General features: G+C 57.5%; 17 protein-coding genes. 10 read left to right on the plus strand and 7 right to left on the minus strand.

The features are described from left to right. Positions 1-8: 8 nt before the first annotated feature. On the plus strand, positions 9-1,976 hold the full coding sequence (locus ACT3IC_RS08775; protein WP_263951635.1) for a glycoside hydrolase family 127 protein: 1,968 nt from the start codon (positions 9-11) through the stop codon (positions 1,974-1,976). A gap of 50 nt (positions 1,977-2,026) precedes the next feature. Here the strand turns inward: ACT3IC_RS08775 and ACT3IC_RS08780 are convergent, their stop codons facing one another. Next, positions 2,027-2,767 carry a MipA/OmpV family protein gene (locus tag ACT3IC_RS08780; RefSeq protein ID WP_473477167.1) on the minus strand — a complete coding sequence of 247 codons (741 nt, stop codon included), beginning with the start codon at positions 2,765-2,767 and terminating at the stop codon, positions 2,027-2,029. A 119-nt stretch (positions 2,768-2,886) separates the two neighbouring features. Here ACT3IC_RS08780 and ACT3IC_RS08785 point away from each other — a divergent pair, with 119 nt between their 5' ends. Continuing rightward, the gene (locus ACT3IC_RS08785) at positions 2,887-3,876 is read left to right on the plus strand and encodes a LysR family transcriptional regulator (protein ID WP_103177756.1); all 990 of its coding nucleotides are present in this window, start codon (positions 2,887-2,889) and stop codon (positions 3,874-3,876) included. Here ACT3IC_RS08785 and aldB read toward each other — a convergent pair. Continuing rightward, entirely contained in the window at positions 3,846-5,384 is a 1,539-nt protein-coding gene (aldB, locus tag ACT3IC_RS08790; protein ID WP_103177755.1) for an aldehyde dehydrogenase AldB, read from the minus strand. The two genes, ACT3IC_RS08785 and aldB, sit on opposite strands and share 31 nt — an antisense overlap. A gap of 166 nt (positions 5,385-5,550) precedes the next feature. On the opposite strand from aldB, the gene ACT3IC_RS08795 reads away from it, so the two are divergent. After that, a complete protein-coding gene (locus tag ACT3IC_RS08795; protein ID WP_159340401.1) occupies positions 5,551-6,438 on the plus strand; it encodes an ROK family protein in 888 nt (295 codons plus the stop codon). Here ACT3IC_RS08795 and selB read toward each other — a convergent pair. From selB to ACT3IC_RS08820, 5 genes are all read right to left on the minus strand, one after another. Further along, positions 6,435-8,291: a selenocysteine-specific translation elongation factor gene (gene selB, locus ACT3IC_RS08800; RefSeq protein WP_159340402.1), complete on the minus strand. Its 1,857-nt coding sequence runs from the start codon at positions 8,289-8,291 to the stop codon at positions 6,435-6,437. The genes ACT3IC_RS08795 and selB overlap by 4 nt on opposite strands. After that, the gene (gene selA / locus ACT3IC_RS08805; protein WP_159340403.1) at positions 8,288-9,673 is read right to left on the minus strand and encodes an L-seryl-tRNA(Sec) selenium transferase; all 1,386 of its coding nucleotides are present in this window, start codon (positions 9,671-9,673) and stop codon (positions 8,288-8,290) included. The genes selB and selA overlap by 4 nt, the downstream gene beginning before the upstream one ends. A 103-nt stretch (positions 9,674-9,776) precedes the next feature. Further along, positions 9,777-10,385, minus strand: coding sequence for a glutathione S-transferase (locus tag ACT3IC_RS08810; RefSeq protein WP_159340404.1), 609 nt, complete (start codon positions 10,383-10,385; stop codon positions 9,777-9,779). Positions 10,386-10,478: 93 nt separating this feature from the next. Next, a complete protein-coding gene (locus ACT3IC_RS08815) occupies positions 10,479-11,615 on the minus strand; it encodes an HlyD family secretion protein (RefSeq protein WP_156653696.1) in 1,137 nt (378 codons plus the stop codon). 2 nt (positions 11,616-11,617) lie between these two features. After that, on the minus strand, positions 11,618-11,974 hold the full coding sequence (locus ACT3IC_RS08820) for a DUF3302 domain-containing protein (RefSeq protein ID WP_103177749.1): 357 nt from the start codon (positions 11,972-11,974) through the stop codon (positions 11,618-11,620). Between the two features lie 658 nt (positions 11,975-12,632). Here ACT3IC_RS08820 and ACT3IC_RS08825 point away from each other — a divergent pair. From ACT3IC_RS08825 to lldD, 7 genes are all read left to right on the plus strand, one after another. Continuing rightward, on the plus strand, positions 12,633-14,540 hold the full coding sequence (locus tag ACT3IC_RS08825) for a PTS mannitol transporter subunit IICBA (protein ID WP_103177748.1): 1,908 nt from the start codon (positions 12,633-12,635) through the stop codon (positions 14,538-14,540). A gap of 110 nt (positions 14,541-14,650) precedes the next feature. Further along, positions 14,651-15,799: a mannitol-1-phosphate 5-dehydrogenase gene (mtlD, locus tag ACT3IC_RS08830; RefSeq protein WP_103177747.1), complete on the plus strand. Its 1,149-nt coding sequence runs from the start codon at positions 14,651-14,653 to the stop codon at positions 15,797-15,799. Beyond that, a complete protein-coding gene (gene mtlR, locus ACT3IC_RS08835; RefSeq protein ID WP_103177746.1) occupies positions 15,796-16,386 on the plus strand; it encodes a mannitol operon repressor MtlR in 591 nt (196 codons plus the stop codon). The genes mtlD and mtlR overlap by 4 nt, the downstream gene beginning before the upstream one ends. Before the next feature lie 59 nt (positions 16,387-16,445). Then, on the plus strand, positions 16,446-16,808 hold the full coding sequence (locus tag ACT3IC_RS08840) for a YibL family ribosome-associated protein (RefSeq protein ID WP_103177745.1): 363 nt from the start codon (positions 16,446-16,448) through the stop codon (positions 16,806-16,808). 271 nt (positions 16,809-17,079) lie between these two features. Further along, the gene (lldP, locus tag ACT3IC_RS08845; protein ID WP_103177744.1) at positions 17,080-18,735 is read left to right on the plus strand and encodes an L-lactate permease; all 1,656 of its coding nucleotides are present in this window, start codon (positions 17,080-17,082) and stop codon (positions 18,733-18,735) included. Beyond that, positions 18,732-19,502 (plus strand): transcriptional regulator LldR, encoded by a 771-nt coding sequence (gene lldR / locus ACT3IC_RS08850; RefSeq protein ID WP_114316219.1) that lies wholly within the window; start codon positions 18,732-18,734, stop codon positions 19,500-19,502. The genes lldP and lldR overlap by 4 nt, the downstream gene beginning before the upstream one ends. After that, the gene (lldD, locus tag ACT3IC_RS08855) at positions 19,502-20,689 is read left to right on the plus strand and encodes an FMN-dependent L-lactate dehydrogenase LldD (RefSeq protein WP_103177742.1); all 1,188 of its coding nucleotides are present in this window, start codon (positions 19,502-19,504) and stop codon (positions 20,687-20,689) included. The genes lldR and lldD overlap by 1 nt, the downstream gene beginning before the upstream one ends. Positions 20,690-20,756 lie beyond the last annotated feature (67 nt).

Consider the following 20,756-nt stretch of genomic DNA (forward strand, 5'->3'; position numbering starts at 1 on the left):
AGAACATGATGTCCATAATGGAACCCGACCTGCATAAACTGAAAATCAGCGACCCGTTTCTGGGTCAGTATCAACAGCTGGTGCGCGATGTGGTCATCCCCTACCAGTGGGATGCCCTGAACGATCGCATTGAGGAGGCGGAACCGAGCCATGCCATCAGCAACTTTCGCATCGCGGCGGGTCAGCAAAATGGTGAATTCTACGGGATGGTCTTTCAGGACAGCGACGTGGCGAAATGGCTGGAGGCGGTCGCCTGGTCGCTATGCCAGAAACCCGACGCGGAGCTGGAAAAAACCGCCGATGAGGTGATTGAACTGGTAGCCGCCGCTCAGTGCGACGATGGCTATCTCAATACCTGGTTCACGGTAAAAGCGCCGGAGGAGCGCTGGACAAACCTGGCGGAGTGCCACGAGCTTTACTGCGCCGGGCATATGATTGAAGCGGGCGTAGCCTGGTTCCAGGGCACCGGCAAACGCCGTCTGCTGGAGGTGGTCTGTAAGCTGGCCGACCATATCGACAGCGTTTTTGGTCCGGGCGAGCAGCAGCTACACGGCTATCCCGGCCACCCGGAGATCGAGCTGGCGCTGATGCGCCTGTTTGATGTCACCCAGGAGCCGCGCTACCTGGCGCTGGCGAAATATTTCGTTGAAGCGCGTGGCACCCAGCCGCACTTCTACGACATCGAATATGAAAAGCGGGGCAAAACCTCGTACTGGAACACCTACGGCCCGGCGTGGATGGTACAGGATAAAGCCTACAGCCAGGCGCATCAGCCGCTGGCGGAACAGCAAACGGCGATTGGTCATGCGGTGCGTTTCGTCTATCTGATGACCGGCGTCGCGCACCTGGCCCGTTTAAATCAGGATGAGAGTAAACGCCAGGACTGCCTGCGCCTGTGGAATAACATGGCCCAGCGCCAGCTCTATATCACCGGCGGGATTGGTTCCCAGAGCAGCGGCGAAGCCTTCAGCAGCGATTACGATCTGCCGAACGACACCGTCTATGCTGAAAGCTGCGCCTCCATCGGCCTGATGATGTTTGCCCGTCGCATGCTGGAAATGGAAGCCAACAGCCAGTACGCCGACGTTATGGAGCGGGCGCTGTACAACACCGTGCTTGGCGGCATGGCGCTGGACGGGAAACACTTCTTCTACGTCAACCCGCTGGAAGTGCATCCGAAGACGCTGAAATTTAACCATGTCTACGATCACGTGAAGCCGGTTCGCCAGCGCTGGTTCGGCTGCGCCTGCTGCCCGCCAAACATCGCCCGCGTTCTGGCCTCGATTGGTCACTACATCTATACCGTTCGCGACGATGCCCTGTTTATCAACCTCTACATCGGCAACAGCATGGCTTTCCCGGTGGGTGAGCAGGAGTTGCAGCTGCGGATCAGCGGCAACTACCCGTGGCAGGAGCAGGTCGTCATCGAAATCGCCTCCTCGGTGGACGTCGACTATACCCTGGCCTTACGTGCGCCGGACTGGTGCGACAATCCACAGCTCACGCTGAATGGCAAACCCATCACGGGTGAGATGCGTCAGGGCTATATCTACCTGACCCGCCGCTGGCAGGAAGGCGATAAGCTGGTGTTAACCCTGCCGATGCCGGTCCGCCGGGTTTACGGTAATCCGCAGGTGCGCCAGCAGGCCGGAAAAGTGGCTTTGCAGCGCGGACCACTGGTCTACTGTCTTGAAGAGGCGGATAACGGCGCGGGGCTGCACAACCTTACCCTGCCAGCCGACAGCGAATTCAGACTCGTTGAAGGCAAAGGGATTTTTGCCCATAAGATGCTGATCCAGACGCAAGGGTATGTCCGCCACGCCGCGGACGCTGAACACCAACCGCTGTGGCAGTACGATCGTGCCCCCGCCACGCAACAGGCGCAGACGCTGACCTTTATTCCGTGGTTTAGCTGGGCTAACCGGGGCGAAGGGGAGATGCGGATCTGGGTGGATGAGGCGAACGCCGCACGCTAAAGCCGGAAAACAGAATCAGCCCTCATCTCAGAGGGCTGATTTTTACTACCTTAAAACGTCCAGGAGAGACCGGTCATCAGCGCGAAGCTGTCGTCACGGTCGATCATCGGGCTGTTTTTCACATCGTCAGGCAGCACGGTATAGACGGCGCTGGCATTCAGAGAGAGATTCTGTGTCAGCGGGTATTTAGCTGCCACACCCACATAAGGGGTCACGGTTTCGCCTGCGTTGTACTGCTTTAAACCGCTGCGACGGGACTCTTTCTGCGAGACGCCGTAGTAGTAATCGTTGAAGCTTTCATCGTAGTAAAAGACCCCCACCGATGGCGTCAGGGTCAGGCGCGCCATGCGGAACGGGCGGAAATAAGAGATTTCGCCCATCACGCCGCCGCTCTCATCCATCGCATCGGCGGCAATCGCCAACTTCAGGCTACCCCAGCTTTCATGGTGATAATAGGCGCCGCCCAGCATCGCGGAGGCTTTGCGCTCGTCCAGCTGCTTCATCGCAGAGTCGTCGTTATCGTCCGGATCAAAGTGCAGCGGCATCCAGGAGGCGGTCAGGCTGAGTTCGTTTTTGGCATCTTTCCAGACAATCCAGCCGCTGGTAGCCTGACGCACGTAAAAATGTTCCCCTTCGTAGTGCATTAATGGAACAGCGAAAACATTCTCGTTATAACCTTTATACGGTGACTCATTAAAAACGGCGCCCGCGCCAACTGAAAATTCATCCGCCATTGCGGGAGCAGCCTCAAATAAAACCGTGGCGATGAGTAAACTCTTTTTAAACGTCATTGTTTGTAATCCATTAAATTTCCTGCGACCCGGCGCATAATAATGGTTACAAAAATCGCAATGCAATTTTGATATTTGTATAATATTATATATAAATTCATATAGATGAGCATCAGGCAATGCACAAGCTGCAAATCAAACCGCGCGAATTAAAAATTATTTCCGTCATTGCCGCCACTCACAGCATTGGAGATGCTGCCGCGTTGTTGGGTATGGCCCAGGCCAACGTCAGTAAATATCTCTCGGATTTCGAAACTCGCGTCGGGCTGAAGATTTTCGAGCGCACCACCCGTCACCTGGCGCTGACCCAGTTTGGCCAGTCGCTGCTGCCCTTTATCAACGCTTCGCTGGAAAAGAACGAACAACTGGTTAATTTTATTGCAGATTATAAGCATGAAAAACGCGGTAAAGTGACTATTTACGGGCCAACGGGTATCATTACCTGGCTGGCCCGCCATGTGATTCATGAGATCGACAATATTGGCGATATTCGCATTAGCCTGAAAACCTATAACCTGAATGGCAGCGAGTTTCTCGAAGGCGTCGTGTTCCCCGACGATTGTGATATTTTAATTACCTATGCCCAACCCAAAGATGAAAGTCTGGTCGCCACGACCTTAACCAAATATTCGGTTACCGCTTTCGCCACCCCGGAATATATTAAAAAGCATCCTATTAGTTATCCTGAGGATTTAATTAACCACTCCTGCATTCTTATTGATTCAATGGTTATCGACGATGCCAACATCTGGCGTTTCCGCGCGAATCACAGCAATCAGATACATGACTATAAAGTCACCGGGAACTATATTTGCGACAACACCCAGACGGCGCTGGAGCTGGCGCGCAATCATCTGGGGATCGTTTTTGCGCCCAAACAGAGCCTGCAGAAAGAGATCGAACAGGGTGTTCTGGTGCCCTGCTTCGCGCATCAGGAGGAGTGGTGGCTGGATCTGGTGGCTATCTTCCGTAAACGTGACTATCAACCGTGGCGGGTGCAGTATGTACTCGACGGCGTGCTGAATACCCTGCGTAAGCAGATAGCGCAGGCCACCCAGCGGCGACCTGCGCTGAAGGGTCAGAACAGCCCGAGCGGCTTGTCGGAGTAGCTCACCAGCAGACACTTGGTCTGCTGGTAATGTTCCAGCATCATCTTGTGCGTTTCGCGGCCAATACCTGACTGTTTATATCCGCCAAACGCGGCATGGGCCGGGTAAGCGTGATAGCAGTTGGTCCATACGCGTCCGGCCTGGATCCCGCGGCCCATCTGATAGGCCAGATTGCCGTTGCGGCTCCAGACGCCTGCGCCCAGGCCATACTGGGTATCGTTGGCCAGCTCCAGCGCCTCCTCCATGGTTTTGAAGGTAGTCACCGCCAGCACCGGGCCAAAGATCTCCTCCTGGAAGACGCGCATGTTGTTTTTACCGGACAGGATGGTCGGCTCAAGGTAGTAACCCTCTTTCAGCTCCCCGTCCAGCATCTTGCGCCGCCCGCCGGTTAAGATATCCGCCCCCTCTTTCTTACCGATATCAATGTAGTTGAGGATCGTCTCCAGCTGCCCGTGGGAAACCTGGGCCCCCATCTGGGTACCGTTGTCCAGCGGGTTACCGCTGCGGATCGACTCCACGCGGCGGATGGCGCGCTCCATAAAGCGTTCGTAAATGGACTCCTGCACCAACGCCCGGCTTGGACAGGTACAGACTTCACCCTGGTTGAAGGCAAAAAGCGCAAACCCTTCCAGCGCCTTGTCAAAGAAGGCATCCTCTTCATCCATCACATCGGCGAAGAAGATGTTCGGGGATTTTCCGCCCAGCTCCAGCGTGACCGGGATGATGTTCTGGGTGGCGTACTGCATGATCTGCTGGCCCACTTCGGTGGAGCCGGTAAAGGCCACCTTGGCGATCCGTTTGGAGGTCGCCAGATATTCACCAATCTCCCCGCCCGCACCGTTGACCACATTCACGACACCCGGCGGGAGCAGGTCGCCCACCACTTCCATCAGCAGCAGGATCGACAGCGGGGTTAAGCGCGCCGGTTTCAGTACCACACAGTTGCCTGCCGCCAGCGCGGGCGCCATTTTCCAGGCGGCCATCAACAGCGGGAAGTTCCACGGAATGATCTGTCCGACCACACCCAGCGGCTCATGGAAGTGATAGGCCACGGTATCTTTGTCCACCTCGCTGATCCCCCCTTCCTGCGCACGAATACAGGAGGCGAAGTAGCGGAAATGGTCGATAGCCAGCGGCACGTCGGCGGCCATGGTTTCGCGGATCGGTTTACCGTTGTCCCAGGTTTCCGCCGTGGCTAAAAGCTCCAGATTCTGCTCCATACGATCGGCGATTTTGAACAGGATCGCCGCGCGATCCTGTACCGAGGTGTGCGCCCACTTCTCTTTCGCTTTATGGGCGGCATCCAGCGCCAGGTCGATATCGCGTTTCCCGGAGCTGGCGATCTCGCACAGCGGCTGGCCGGTCACCGGGGTGAGGTTCTGATAATAGTCGCCGTCGGCCGGAGGAACCCAGTCGCCGCCGATAAAGTTGTCATAACGGGCTTTAAGTTTGAGAGGAAAACCATATTCGCCAGGCAGGATACGTGCTGATGGAGGGTTATTCGTCATGACTGTCTCCTTGTGTGTAGTGTCTTTCAAAGGTAGACCGCGGCGGTGAAAACATCGCCAGTCGTCGCCTGCTTTGCGAGCCCCTTCACGCATTACCTTACTTTACGTTTGGTTTTCGGCGCTGAGCCATACTTAAAGCGCACAACCCGGGCGGAGGTAAGGATAAATGCGGCTTTTTATCGGCTTTGACGTGGGCGGAACCCACATTAAACATGGCGTGATCGACGAGAACGGCAACGAAATCGCCACCGATCAGTTTGATACCCCAGAGGATGAAGAGAGCTTTAAGCAACAGTGGCGCGAGGTGGTCGAGGCTTACCAGAACGAACACGAGATCGCGGCTATCGGCGTGAGTTTTCCTGGCCACATCAATACCCATACCGGCGAAGCCGCAAAGGCGGGCGCGCTCGACTATCTGGACAACGTCAACCTGTATGCGCTTTTCTCAGAGCTGACGGACCTGCCGGTTATCGCCGAGAATGACGCCAACTGCGCTGCGCTGGGCGAACGCTGGCGCGGCGCGGGGCGTGAATATGAAAACTTTGTCTGCATTACGCTCGGTACCGGGATCGGCGGCGGCATTGTGGTGGAGGGCGATCTCTGGCGCGGCTCGCACCACCGCGCCGGGGAATTCGGGGTGATCCCGGTCGGCAAGAACGGCGAAGGGATGCATATCGTCGCCTCGGCCAAAGGGCTGATGGAGACCTGCCGCCGGGCGCTGGCCGTCTCCGAAGAGGAGATGCCGAAAGGCGAAGAGCTGTTCGAGCGTATGGAGAACGACCTGCATCTGCGCGAAGCCGTCGAAGAGTGGGCCCTGTTTCTGGCCCGCGGAGTCTACAGCGTCATCTCCATGTTTGATCCGCAGGTGGTGCTGATTGGCGGCGGCATCAGCGAGCAGGAGAAAATTTATAAGCTGCTCGACAGACACCTGCAGACCTTTGAAGAGTGGGAGGCGCTGCAGGTGCCCATCCTGCCCTGTCAGTTGGGTAACCAGGCGGGCAGGCTGGGAGCCGTATGGCTGGCAAAACAGAAACTTGCCAGAAGCGAGGCTTAAGGCTGCGGCGACTCGCCGGTAAAGAGCTGTGCGTCACGCAGGAGATGATCGTTACCGCGGCGGCGGGTAAAGCCAATGCGGTTGAAATACTCCAGGATCTGGATCGCCAGTTTACGCCCGACGTTCAGCCGATCGCGGAAATCCGCCGCGCAGGTGGAGCCGCGCTCGCTATCCAGCGCCCGGATCAGATTCGCAAAGGTGACGATGCGATCGTGGCGATAGTAACGGTCTTTGACGATCGCGGTGATCAGCCCCTGCTGCGCCGCATGCTTCAGCACCTGACGCATGGTCTGTTCGTCAGTGGCGGTTTCACGCGCCAGGTCGCGTACCCACCAGGGGTCGTCGCGGAACAGCGCCTGCGCTTTTTGCCAGACGGCCTGCTGCTCCGGGGTAAAGCCCGCTTTATGATCCGGCAGATGCAGCCAGCCGTGGTAGCTGTGTAGCTCCCCGCTCTCGCGCATCCGCTCGATCAGCAGCAGCACCAGGGCTTCATCCTCCATCGGCAGCGCCATGCGACGCAGGCGCTCGCGCCCGGGGCCAGGTTCATCCTGATGCTGCTGATGATAGATTGCCAGCACATCGAGAATTTTACGCTGCCAGCGTGCGGCAACCGGGGTGTTTAACAGACTGTTTCCGGCCTGGATGAACGTCGGCTGCTGCGTCAGCTGACGCAGTCCTTCTCCGCTGAGCTGGCGTGCCCAGCCAAAGTCATCCAGATTCACCGCCCCACGCTCCAGGTGCGCCAGCAGGGCGCTGCGGTCATCCGTCGCCGTCTCAAGCGTCGCCAGCCAGTTCAGGTACTCCGGCTTACGCTTTCCGCGACGCGGGGGATTAAGCGTCACGACCCGCGCCCCGGCCAGGGTGACGCGGGCAGAAATATCGCGCAGCACCAGCCGATCGTTGCCGGCCAGCCACAGAGGGGTGTCAAAGACCAGCTCCGCCAGCGCCCCCTCCAGCAGCGAGACACGTCCCGTCACGTGGCTGGCGGCATGGTGAATATGCAGCGGCTGCCACTGCGCGAGCGGTACATCGCTCTGCAGGGAGACAATCACCCGCGTGGCCGGCTCCGGCGGCGCTTCGGCCAGCAGCCAGTCGCCGCGGTTCAGCTCAGCTTTTTCCGTATCACCCACCAGATTCAGGGCAATACGCTGTCCGGCGTGCGCCTGTTCGACAGGCTGATTCTGCGCGTGCAACCCGCGAATACGTACCGGCTTGTTGACTCCGGTCAGCCACAGGCTGTCACCCACGCGCACCTCGCCAGACAGCGCCGTGCCGGTCACCACCAGCCCCGCCCCTTTCACGGTAAAGGCGCGGTCGATAGCCAGCCGAAAACGGTGATGGTCAGCATGGGCGCGCTCAGGGAGCTGTTGCAGATGATCGCGCAGGGCATCGATTCCCCGCCCTTCGGTGGCGACGGTGACAAACAGCGTGGCATCCGCGAAGCCATAATCGCGCAGGGTCGCCAGCACCTCCTCGCGCACCGCCTCCACCCGCTCCTCATCGACGCGATCGGCTTTGGTCAGCGCCACCGTCAGCTGCGGGTTGCCGGTCAGACTGAGGATCTGCAGATGCTCGCGCGTCTGCGCCATCACCCCGTCATCACAGGCCACCACCAGCAGGGCGTGATCGATACCGCCCACCCCCGCCAGCATGTTGGATAAAAACTTTTCGTGCCCCGGCACGTCAATAAACCCCAGCACCCGGCCATCCGGCTGCGGCCAGTAGGCATAACCCAGATCGATGGTCATACCGCGCTTTTTCTCTTCCGGCAGTCGGTCGGCGTTGACGCCGGTGATCGCCTGCAACAACGTCGTTTTGCCATGGTCAACATGACCGGCAGTGGCAATAATCATTTCAACAACATCTCCAGAAACAGTGCTTCATCTTCCAGGCAACGTAAATCCAGCCACAGGCGCCCGTCCTTGATCCGTCCGAGCACCGGCACGGGCAGCGAGCGCCAGCGCAATGCCAGCGCGTCCAGCTGGCCGCCGCGCCCGTCACGCGGGGTAAAGGTCAGTGCCGCGCCGGGCAGACGATCCACCGGCAGCGACCCGCTGCCCGGCTGCGACAGGCAATCTTCCACCCGCACCTCGAAGTCAGGGTAGTGTGCAGCAATGTCTGTCAGCAGCCGCTCCCCCTGACGGTGAATGGAGGCGGCATCGCGGCTCAACAGGCGCAGCGTCGGCAGCCGTTCGGCCAGCGTCTCCGGATGAAGATAGAGGCGCAAGGTCGCCTCCAGCGCGGCGAGGGTCATTTTATCCGCCCGCAGGGCGCGTTTCAGTGGATGCTGTTGCAATCTGGCAATCAGCTCGCGCTTACCGACAATAATCCCCGCCTGCGGACCGCCTAACAGCTTATCCCCCGAGAAGCTCACCAGGCTGACACCGGCGGCAATCAGCGCCTGGGGCATCGGCTCTTTCGGCAGGCCATAGCGGCTGAGATCCACCAGCGAACCGCTGCCCAGATCGACGACCACCGGCACCTCTTTCTCCTGCCCGATGCGCACCAGCTCGGCTTCGTCGACGGCATGAGTAAAGCCTTCGATGTGGTAGTTACTGGTATGCACCTTCATCAACAGAGCGGTGTTTTCATTGATGGCTGCGGCGTAATCCCGGTCGTGGGTACGGTTGGTGGTGCCCACCTCGCGAAGCTGGCACCCGGCCTGGGTCATCACATCCGGGATGCGAAACGCGCCGCCAATCTCCACCAGCTCACCGCGGGAGACCACCACCTCTTTGCCGCTTGCCGTCGCGGCCAGCATCAGCAGCACCGCCGCAGCGTTGTTATTCACAATGCAGGCATCTTCCGCCCCGGTGAGCTGGCACAGCAGCGCCGCCAGCGCGCGGTCGCGGTGGCCGCGTCCGGCACCGTCGAGATCGTACTCCAGGGTCACTGGCACCTGCATCGCCTGGGTGACCGCGGCAACCGCCTCCTCTGCCAGCAGCGCGCGCCCCAGATTGGTATGCAGCACGGTGCCCGTCAGGTTGATGACCGGGCGCAGGCCCGTGGCGTCATCCTGCGCCAGCCGCTTTTCGGTCTCCTGGGCCCAGTCGTCGCACCACGCTGGCAGGCGGTTGTCGGCGCGGATCCCGGCGCGGGCTTCGTCCTGTAACAGACGCAAGGTCTCCACCGTTCGGCTGTGACCAAACCGGGCAATAATGGCAGTAAGACGGGCATCGCGAAGCAGACGATCGGTCGCGGGGAGTTGGCTGTAGAGAGCGTGCTGAGTAGTCATGAATATGCCTGACAGTTAGGTATTTTCCCCCCTCCCGACGGGAGAGGGAGTCAATGTCAGGAGCGATTGTACCGCGTCCGGCAAGGAAGTGTTATCGACGACATCAAGCCTTTGGCGGTTCGGTACGGGCGAAACTTTCACGCTGGAAGAGGGTTTCCGCCAGCTTAACCAGCAGCGGACGATCGACGCACCAGCCCGGTGAAACCCGGCGGAAATTGAGGTAGCCGATGGCGCAGGCGATGGCGATGGTCGCCAGATTGACGCTGTCGGTGGCAATTTTCCCGTCGCGGATCAGCTGCTCACAATGATCGAGACTGCGAGCGATTTTCTCGCGCTGACGCAGCAGCTCGGTCTCGGATTGCTGCGCCGCCGGGCGGGCCTGTTCACGCACGGAGGCTAACGCCGCATCCATGATCCCATCCGCCAGCGCCTCGATTTGCCGGATAGCCAGCGCCGCTTTCGGTTCACGGGGGATCATCGCCGGGGCGATATCCAGCAGTTCGATATAGCTGGCAATGATGGGGGAATCGAACCAGTGTTCACCGTCATCGGTTACCAGCGCCGGGACTTTGCCCAGGGGATTGTACTGCGCGACACCGCTTTCAGCCTGATAGGGCTGTTCATTAACAAATTCAAAAGTGATGCCTTTCTCCAGCAGGAGAATGGAGATTTTACGTACAAAGGGACTGGTATAACTGCCGATGAGTTTCATTGCCTGCTCCTTATCCGCCAACAAAAGCATAAGTATGGCTCAGGCAAAGAAAAAAGGCAGGCGATGCATCGCGCATGCCTGCCTTTCAGGGGATTAATGGTCGAGATAGAGGTAGTGCATCCAGCTGGTCATACGCAACAGGACCTTACGCATCACGGAAACATGCGAGAAGTGATCGGAGTAAACCGCCACCTGGGCATAGATACCGTCAGGCAGAGCGTCCACGTCGGCGTTCGGCTCCAGTTCAATGGTGCCCAGCACGCCGTCGGTACCCGGCACTACCGTCAGGGACTGCAGCGAGCCCTGCGCCTGGTAAGAACCGCCCGGCACCACCGGCAGAATGCTGGTGAGCTTGCCAGAGAACACCTGGCCCGGCAGGGCGTTGAATACCACTTCAGCTTCATCGCCCGGTTTCAGACGCAGCAACGAGTTCTGGCGGAACTGCGCCACAATCTGCCGTTTCTGCTCAGGAATGAACACCATCACCGGACGCAGCGGCAGTGAAGCCGCATAGGTCCCCGGACGAATCAGCACCTGGGTGATGTAGCCGTTGCTCGGCGCCCGGATGATGGTCTGGTCCAGGTTGTAGGTGGCTTCGGCCAGCTGGGCGCGCAGAGAGGCGATTTGCGACTGTTCGCCGTTAGACATGCTTTCTAACTGGCTCTGGATCTGCACCTGTTCCGCCACCGACGCCTTCACCATGGCGTCCTGCGCCAGGTAGTTTTGCCGCGCGTTATCGATGTCGCTTTCAGAGAACGGATTCACCTTCGCCCGGCTGCCTTTCACATAACGCTGATAGTCTTTGAACAGACGGTCACGCTCGGCGGAGACGCGGGTGGTATTCGATTGTGCTTCCGTAAGCTGGGCTTTCAGAACATCAATATTGTGTGTCGCCGTCACCAGGTCGGCCTGGAGCCGATCGACGCGCGCTTTATACCTGCCCGGGTCGATTTTAAATAACACTTCGCCCTTTTTAATGAGCTGGTTATTTTTATCGGTCACTTCGGTTACTACCCCTGTAACCTGCGGCGTAATCGGAATTGAGATAACCGCTTTCTGCGCCGTAAACGTATAGGGGTGGTTATAGTTCATTAATAAAATAAGGCCGGCCACGATAAATACGCCGCCTAACGTTGCGGTCGCCAGCGTCCACTGGTTTACCGGGATACGGAATATTTTAAAGATGGCCCATGCAAACGCGACATAGGTCAATATGATCAACAGATCCATGATTATCGCTCCGGCGTATTCTTGTCAGCAACGGGCGGCACGGCGGCCAGTTTTTGTTCCAGCTCGGCTACGCGCTTCGCCAGCGCATCTACGTCGGGGCTACGGTCCGGGGGCTGAATGTGGTTCTGCATTCCCCAGCCGCGCTCTGGCTGGTAGAGCGTGGCCCAAATCCACAGAAATGGCCAGATGGCATGGAGCGTAAACAGGCTTATCCATCCCGCCGTATGGATCGCATCGGCATGAGGATGGTTGCGCTTTTTGGCCATATTATAAGGAATGTCATGGATAGCGATGATTCCATAGAAAAGAACCAGGAAAACAAAAATCAACACACCCAGCGCAAAATAGTTGAGAAACATATTTGCCTCGCTAAATAAATCAACAACTCATTTAAGTAATTAAATGGTAAGCAAGCATATTAATTCACTGGTAAGTACACGATCGTGATATTAATATTTCAGAGCCGGGGAGTATGGTTTTTCGTTATATCTCCATGCAAGTTTATAAGCGTGACAAAATATATCCTGAATAATAATAGACTTAAATTTACAATATGGATTACTTTAGCTTATAACTTTTTGCCACACCACATCACAGATATTTAATTTTGGCGATAAGTGTTGTTGACTTACATCCTGGCGCTGTTCGCCAAAGCAGAAGTTGTCTGCGATCACATCCAGAGAAATCCGCATAAAAATTTTTTGTGGTTTTGATCACACTCCAGAAACAAACTCGCGACTTCTAAATGTGATTTACTTCACATTTAAGGGGTTATATTGTCGCCTTCACGTCCATTGTATTTTTTTTACACATCAATTTTGTGATATTCATCACGCCATTCCTCACCACACCCCCCACATTTACGTGATTAAGATCACATAAATTTTGCCCATCTGGACAGTGAAACAATTAAGTGCCAGATTTCACGACATCAGAACAGTGCAGGCTACCTCTGCCACCGCATTCACAACAAACCTCGGGCCGAAGGCCTGCGTAAACAAAAAGAAGGGGTGTTTTATGTCATCCGATTTCAAGATCAAAGTTCAAAGCTTTGGTCGTTTCCTCAGCAACATGGTGATGCCAAATATCGGCGCGTTTATCGCGTGGGGTATCATCACCGCGTTATTTATTCCGACAGGGTGGTTGCCTAACGAAACGCTGGCAAAACTTGTAGGCCCAATGATCACCTATCTACTGCCGCTGCTCATCGGTTATACCGGTGGTCGTCTGGTTGGCGGTGACCGTGGCGGCGTGGTCGGTGCTATCACCACCATGGGTGTTATTGTCGGTGCGGATATGCCGATGTTCCTCGGCGCAATGATTGCCGGTCCACTGGGCGGCTGGGCAATTAAGAAATTTGACGTCTGGGTTGATGGCAAGATCAAATCCGGCTTCGAAATGCTGGTGAACAACTTCTCTGCCGGCATCATCGGTATGATCCTGGCGATTCTGGCGTTCCTCGGCATTGGCCCTGCAGTTGAAGTACTTTCCAAACTGCTGGCGGCGGGCGTTAACTTCATGGTTGCCCACGACATGCTGCCGCTGGCGTCCATCTTTGTTGAACCGGCGAAAATTCTGTTCCTTAACAACGCCATCAACCACGGTATCTTCTCACCGCTGGGTATTCAGCAGTCTCACGATCTCGGCAAGTCTATCTTCTTCCTGATTGAAGCGAACCCGGGTCCAGGTATGGGCATCCTGCTGGCGTACATCTTCTTCGGTCGCGGCAGTGCGAAACAGTCTGCGGGCGGTGCGGCAATCATCCACTTCCTGGGTGGTATCCACGAAATTTACTTCCCGTACGTGCTGATGAACCCACGTCTGATCCTCGCCGTTATCCTCGGCGGTATGACCGGTGTGTTCACCCTGAGCGTGCTGGGTGGCGGTCTGGTTTCTCCGGCTTCTCCGGGTTCTATCCTGGCAGTACTGGCGATGACCCCGAAAGGTGCTTACTTCGCTAACCTCGCGGCAATCTTTGCAGCTATGGCAGTCTCCTTCATCGTGGCATCTATCCTGCTGAAAACCAGCAAAGTGAAAGAAGAAGACGATATCGAAGCGGCAACCCGTCGTATGCAGGACATGAAAGCCCAGTCTAAAGGCGCAACGCCGCTGGCTGCGGGCGATGTCTCTAACGACCTGAGCCATGTTCGTAAAATCATCGTTGCCTGCGACGCCGGTATGGGCTCCAGCGCCATGGGTGCAGGCGTACTGCGTAAGAAAGTGGCGGATGCCGGTCTGTCTCAGATCTCCGTTACCAACAGCGCCATTAACAGCCTGCCGCCGGATGTTGACCTGGTCATCACCCACCGCGACCTGACCGAGCGTGCGATGCGCCAGGTACCGCAGGCGCAGCACATTTCGCTGACCAACTTCCTCGACAGCGGCCTGTATACCAGCCTGACCGAACGCCTGGTGGCGGCACAGCGTCACGAAGAAAACGAAGTGAAAGTGCGTACCAGCCTGCAGGACAGCTTTGACGAGAGCAACAGCCACCTGTTCCGTCTGGGTGCAGAGAACATCTTCCTTGGCCGTACCGCGAGCAATAAAGAAGAAGCGATTCGCTTTGCCGGTGAGCAGCTGGTGAAAGGCGGCTACGTTCAGCCAGAATATGTTGAAGCGATGCTGGAACGTGAAAAACTGACCCCGACCTACCTGGGCGAATCCATTGCGGTACCGCACGGTACGGTTGAAGCGAAAGATCGCGTTCTGAAAACCGGCGTGGTGTTCTGTCAGTACCCGGCAGGCGTGCGCTTCGGTGAAGAAGAAGATGACATCGCCCGTCTGGTAATTGGTATCGCGGCCCGTAACAACGAGCACATTCAGGTGATTACCAGCCTGACCAATGCCCTGGACGATGAGAGTGTTATCGAACGTCTGGCTAACACCACCAGCGTAGAAGAAGTTCTGGCGCTGCTGAACAAGTAAGTTAAGCAAACCTCCCTCTCCCCGTTGGGGAGAGGGCTAGGGTGAGGGGAAATTCGCGTGGTTCCTCACCCCAGCCCTCTCGGGTAAAAACATTGATGAAGGTTAATACTATGAAAGCATTACATTTTGGCGCAGGTAACATCGGTCGTGGCTTTATCGGTAAACTGCTGGCAGACGCGGGCATTACGCTGACATTCGCCGATGTCAACCAGACGGTACTTGATGCCCTGAATGCACGTCATAGCTATCAGGTGCATGTGGTTGGCGAAAACGAGCAGGTTGAAACCGTGACCGGCGTCAACGCGGTCAGCAGCATTGGCGACGACGTTATCGATCTGATTGCCGGGGTTGACCTGGTGACGACCGCCGTCGGTCCGGTGGTGCTGGAGCGCATCGCGCCAGCGGTGGCGAAAGGTCTGGCCAAACGTAAGGCCCAGGGTAACGACGCCCCGCTGAATATCATCGCCTGTGAAAACATGGTGCGTGGAACCAGCCAGCTGAAAGGCCACGTGATGGCCGCGGTAGCCGATGAAGATAAAGCCTGGGTTGAAGAGCACGTTGGCTTTGTTGATTCCGCCGTAGACCGTATTGTGCCACCGTCCGCCTCTGCCACGCACGATCCGCTGGAAGTGACCGTCGAGACCTTCAGCGAATGGATTGTCGACAAAACCCAGTTTAAAGGCCCACTGCCTGACATTGCTGGCATGGAATTAACTGATAACCTGATGGCATTTGTCGAACGTAAGCTCTTCACGCTGAACACCGGGCATGCTATAACCGCCTACCTCGGTAAATTAGCCGGTCATCAGACCATTCGTGACGCCATTCTCGATGAGAAGGTCCGCGCCGTGGTAAAAGGTGCAATGGATGAGAGCGGCGCGGTATTGATTAAACGCTACGGTTTTGATGCCGATAAGCACGCGGCATACATTCAGAAAATCCTCGGTCGTTTTGAAAACCCGTATCTGAAAGATGACGTTGAGCGCGTTGGCCGTCAGCCGCTGCGCAAACTGAGTGCGGGCGATCGCCTGATTAAGCCGCTGCTCGGCACCCTGGAATATGGTCTGCCGCACGCCAACCTGGTCAAAGGCATTGCCGCCGCGATGCACTACCGCAGCGAAGAAGATCCGCAGGCGCAGGAGCTGGCGCAGTTAATTGCTGAGAAAGGTCCACAGGCCGCGCTGGCGCAGGTATCCGGTCTGGATGCCAACAGCGACGTGGTCGTGGAGGCGGTGAACGACTATAACGCAACCAAATGATGCAGGAACTGGCGCAGGTCATCCTGCGCCCGGAAGATAGATTGTCAGATATGCAGGCAATAATGGAACAAACCCAGGCCTTTGAAAACCGTGTGCTGGAGCGTCTGAATGCTGGCAAAACCGTTCGAAGTTTCCTGATATCCGCCGTCGAGTTATTAACCGAGGCGGTGAATATCCTGGTGCTTCAGGTGTTTCGCAAAGACGACTACGCAGTGAAATACGCAGTTGAACCGTTGCTCGACGGTGACGGCCCCTTGGGCGATTTATCTGTACGTCTGAAACTGATCTATGGCCTGGGCGTCATCAGCCGTCACGAGTATGAAGATGCGGAACTGCTGATGGCGTTGCGCGAGGAGCTCAATCACGACGGCAACGACTATTCGTTTACCGACGACGAGATCCTCGGTCCGCTGGGCGAGCTGCATTGCGTTACCGCCCTGCCCCCGGCGCCGCATTTTGATACCAGCGATCCTGAGCTTTACGCCATGCAGAAACAGCGTTATCAGCAGATTGTTCGCTCCACCATGGTACTCTCCCTGACCGAGCTGATTTCCCGAATCAGCTTAAAAAAAGCGTTTCAGAAGTAAGCCTGCGCACATTCGTGTATCCTTTGTGGTAATTCCCCCTGTTTTTAGAGCCATTTGTTATGAAAGAAGTCGAAAAGAGTGAAATTAAACGTCTGAGCGATCGTCTGGATCTGATCCGCCACCAGCAGGCCAGCCTCTCTCTGGTTGATGCCGCAGAGAAGTACGCCGAACTAGAAAAAGAGAAAGCGACGCTGGAAACTGAGATCGAACGTCTGCGCAGCGTGCACAGCCAGAAGCTGAGCAAAGAGGCGCAAAAGCTCACTAAGCTGCCGTTCCGCCGTGCGATCACCAAGAAAGAGCAGGCCGATATGGGCAAGCTGAAGAAAAGCGTGCGCGGCCTGGTGGTTGTCCATCCGATGACCGAGCTGGGTCGTGAAATGGGTCTGAAAGAGATGACCGGTTTCAGTAAGACCGAGTTCTGATTTTTTGCCGGGTGGCGCGATGCTTACCCGGCCTACCGCTTTCTTCCCTCTCCACATTGGCCCTACCAATTCACTGAACAACCCTTCCTTGGTTCACATTTCTATAATCTTTGCTCACAAACACATTGCCGACCAATAACATTTGGTTAACCATTTGTTGTCATTAACCCTACATCACACTATTGGCAGGACCACTTTTACACATAATGTGACGCAGAGATGAGCACAGACTCACCGCCTCACAGAAGGTGTGGTCCTCGGGAGACCTGCAATGAGCCTCTGGCAACAAAACTACGATCCGGCAGGAAATATCTGGCTATCTAGCCTGATCGCCTCGCTACCTATTCTGTTCTTCTTCTTCGCGCTGATTAAGCTCAAGCTGAAGGGCTACCTTGCGGCGACGTACACCGTTGCCATCGCCCTGCTGGTAGCGCTGTTCTTCTACAAAATGCCGGTCGATCGTGCCCTGGCCTCGGTGGTATATGGCTTCTTCTACGGCCTGTGGCCCATCGCCTGGATCATCATTGCAGCGGTCTTTGTCTATAAAATCTCGGTGAAGACCGGGCAGTTCGACATTATCCGCTCGTCGATCCTCTCCATCACCCCGGACCAGCGTCTGCAGATGCTGATTGTCGGCTTCTCCTTCGGCGCGTTCCTGGAAGGGGCTGCCGGATTTGGTGCCCCGGTGGCGATCACCGCCGCCCTGCTGGTCGGTCTTGGCTTCAATCCGCTCTATGCCGCGGGTCTGTGCCTGATCGTCAACACCGCGCCGGTGGCGTTTGGTGCGATGGGCATTCCGATTCTGGTGGCCGGGCAGGTAACCGGCCTGGACAGTTTCGAGATCGGCCAGATGGTGGGCCGCCAGCTGCCGTTCCTGACCATTATCGTGCTGTTCTGGATCATGGCGATTATGGACGGCTGGCGCGGCATTAAAGAGACCTGGCCTGCGGTAATGGTCGCGGGTGGCTCGTTCGCCATCGCCCAGTACCTGAGCTCTAACTTCCTTGGCCCGGAACTGCCGGACATTATCTCTTCCCTGGTCTCGCTGGTCTGCCTGACGCTGTTCCTGAAACGCTGGCAGCCGGTGCGTATCTTCCGCTTTGCCGATATGGGCGCCTCGCACGTGGATCAGACTCTGGCCCGCACGGGCTATACCGCAGGACAAATCGTCCGCGCCTGGTCGCCGTTCCTGTTCCTGACCGCGACCGTGACGCTGTGGAGTATCCCGCCGTTTAAAGCCCTGTTCGCTCCGAACGGCGCGCTGTATGACATGGTGGTCAATATCTCCGTGCCGTTCCTCGACAAGATGGTTGCCCGTATGCCGCCGGTGGTACATGACGCCACGCCGTACGCGGCGGTGTTCAAGTTCGACTGGTTCTCGGCCACCGGTACCGCCATTCTGTTTGCCGCCCTCCTTTCCGTGATGTGGCTGCGCATGAAGCCTGTTGCCGCGGTGCAGACCTTTGCCGCGACCCTTAAAGAGCTGATGCTGCCGATCTACTCCATCGGCATGGTGCTGGCGTTCGCGTTTATCTCGAACTACTCCGGCCTGTCGTCAACGCTGGCCCTGGCGCTGGCCCATACCGGTTCAGCCTTCACCTTCTTCTCGCCGTTCCTCGGCTGGCTGGGGGTCTTCCTGACCGGGTCAGATACTTCATCGAACGCCCTGTTCGCGGCCCTGCAGGCGACAGCCGCGCAGCAGATTGGCGTGTCGGATGTTCTGCTGGTGGCGGCCAACACCACCGGGGGCGTCACCGGCAAGATGATCTCCCCGCAGTCCATCGCCATTGCCTGTGCGGCGGTAGGCCTGGTGGGGAAAGAGTCCGACCTGTTCCGCTTTACCGTTAAACACAGCCTGATATTTACCTGCATGGTCGGGGTCATCACCACCCTGCAGGCCTATGTCTTAACCTGGATGATCCCATGATAGTGATGCCCAGACGCCTGTCCGACGAGATTGCTACTCGCGTGCGGGCGCTGATTGAAGAGATGCAGCTGGAAGCGGGCATGAAGTTGCCCGCCGAACGCCAGCTTGCCGCCCGGCTTGGCGTATCGCGTAACTCGCTGCGCGAAGCCCTGGCGACCCTGGTCAGCGAAGGGGTGCTGGTGAGCCGTCGCGGTGGCGGCACCTTTGTGCGCTGGCAGGACGATGACTGGTCCGGGCAGAACATTGTTCAGCCATTGAAAACTCTGATGGAGAACGACCCGGACTACAGCTTTGACATCCTCGAAGCCCGTCACGCCATAGAAACCAGCACCGCCTGGCATGCGGCTATGCGGGCAACCGAAGCGGATAAAGAGAAGCTCAAAGCCTGCTTCGAGGCCACCCAAAGCAGCGATCCGGATATCGCCTCGCAGGCGGACGTCCGGTTTCATCTGGCCATTGCCGAGGCCTCACACAATGTCGTGTTGCTCCAGACCATGCGCGGCTTCTTCGACCTGCTGCAATCGTCCGTAAAGCAGAGTCGCCAGCGCATGTATCTGGTGCCGCCGGTTTTTGCCCGGCTGACCGAGCAGCACGAAGCGGTCCTCAACGCCATTCTGGCAGGTGATGCCGAAGCCGCACGCGCCGCGATGATGGCGCATCTGGGCTTCGTCCACACCACCATTAAACAATTTGATGAAGATCAGGCCCGGCAGGCGCGTATTACCCGCCTACCGGGCGATACTGTTATTTCCAGGGAGAAGAACTGATGATCATTTCCGCAGCCAGTGACTATCGCGCCGCCGCCCAGCGCATCCTGCCACCGTTCCTGTTTCACTATATCGATGGAGGGGCCTATTCCGAGTACACCCTGCGTCGCAACGTGGAAGACCTGTCGGAAGTGGCCCTACGCCAGCGCGTGCTGAAGAATATGTCCGACCTGAGTCTTGAGACGAAGCTGTTCAATGAAACGCTCTCCATGCCGGTCGCCCTCGCCCCGGTCGGGCTGTGCGGCATGTATGCCCGCCGGGGTGAAGTGCAGGCCGCCGCCGCCGCGGATGCGAAAGGCATTCCGTTTACGCTTTCAACCGTTTCCGTCTGCCCGATTGAAGAGGTGGCTCCCACCATTAAGCGCCCGATGTGGTTCCAGCTGTACGTCCTGCGCGACCGCGGCTTTATGCGCAATGCGCTGGAGCGGGCGAAGGCGGCAGGCTGTTCCACCCTGGTCTTTACCGTGGACATGCCGACCCCCGGCGCACGCTATCGCGATGCTCACTCCGGAATGAGCGGCGCGAATGCGGCGATGCGCCGCTACTGGCAGGCGGTAACGCATCCGCAATGGGCGTGGGATGTGGGGCTCAACGGCCGCCCGCACGATCTGGGGAATATCTCCACCTATCTGGGTAAGCCGACGGGGCTGGAAGATTACATTGGCTGGCTGGCGAATAACTTCGATCCGTCCATCTCGTGGAAAGACCTGGAGTGGATCCGCGAGTTCTGGGATGGCCCGATGGTGATCAAAGGGATCCTCGATCCGGAAGATGCCCGCGATGCGGTCCGTTTCGGCGCCGACGGGATTGTGGTGTCGAACCACGGCGGCCGCCAGCTCGACGGCGTGCTCTCCTCGGCCCGCGCCCTGCCCGCCATTGCCGATGCGGTTAAGGGCGATATCGCGATTCTGGCGGACTCCGGCATCCGCAACGGCCTGGACGTGGTGCGTATGATTGCCCTCGGGGCCGATACCGTCCTGCTGGGCCGCGCCTATCTGTATGCGCTGGCGACCCACGGCCAGGCAGGCGTTGCCAATCTGCTCAACCTGATCGAGAAAGAGATGAAGGTGGCGATGACGCTCACCGGAGCGAAAACCATCCCGGAAATCAGCAAGGAGATGCTGGTGCAGGAGTTGAGTAAACTCCCTGCCGGGCTGGCGCCGCTGGCGCAGGGGAACGCGGCGTAGATGAGTGCGGTCTGATACCTCACCCTGACCCTCTCCCCAAAGGGGAGAGGGGATGATATTCTGCCCG

The organism is Leclercia sp. GHBNCSD (genome assembly GCF_055805075.1).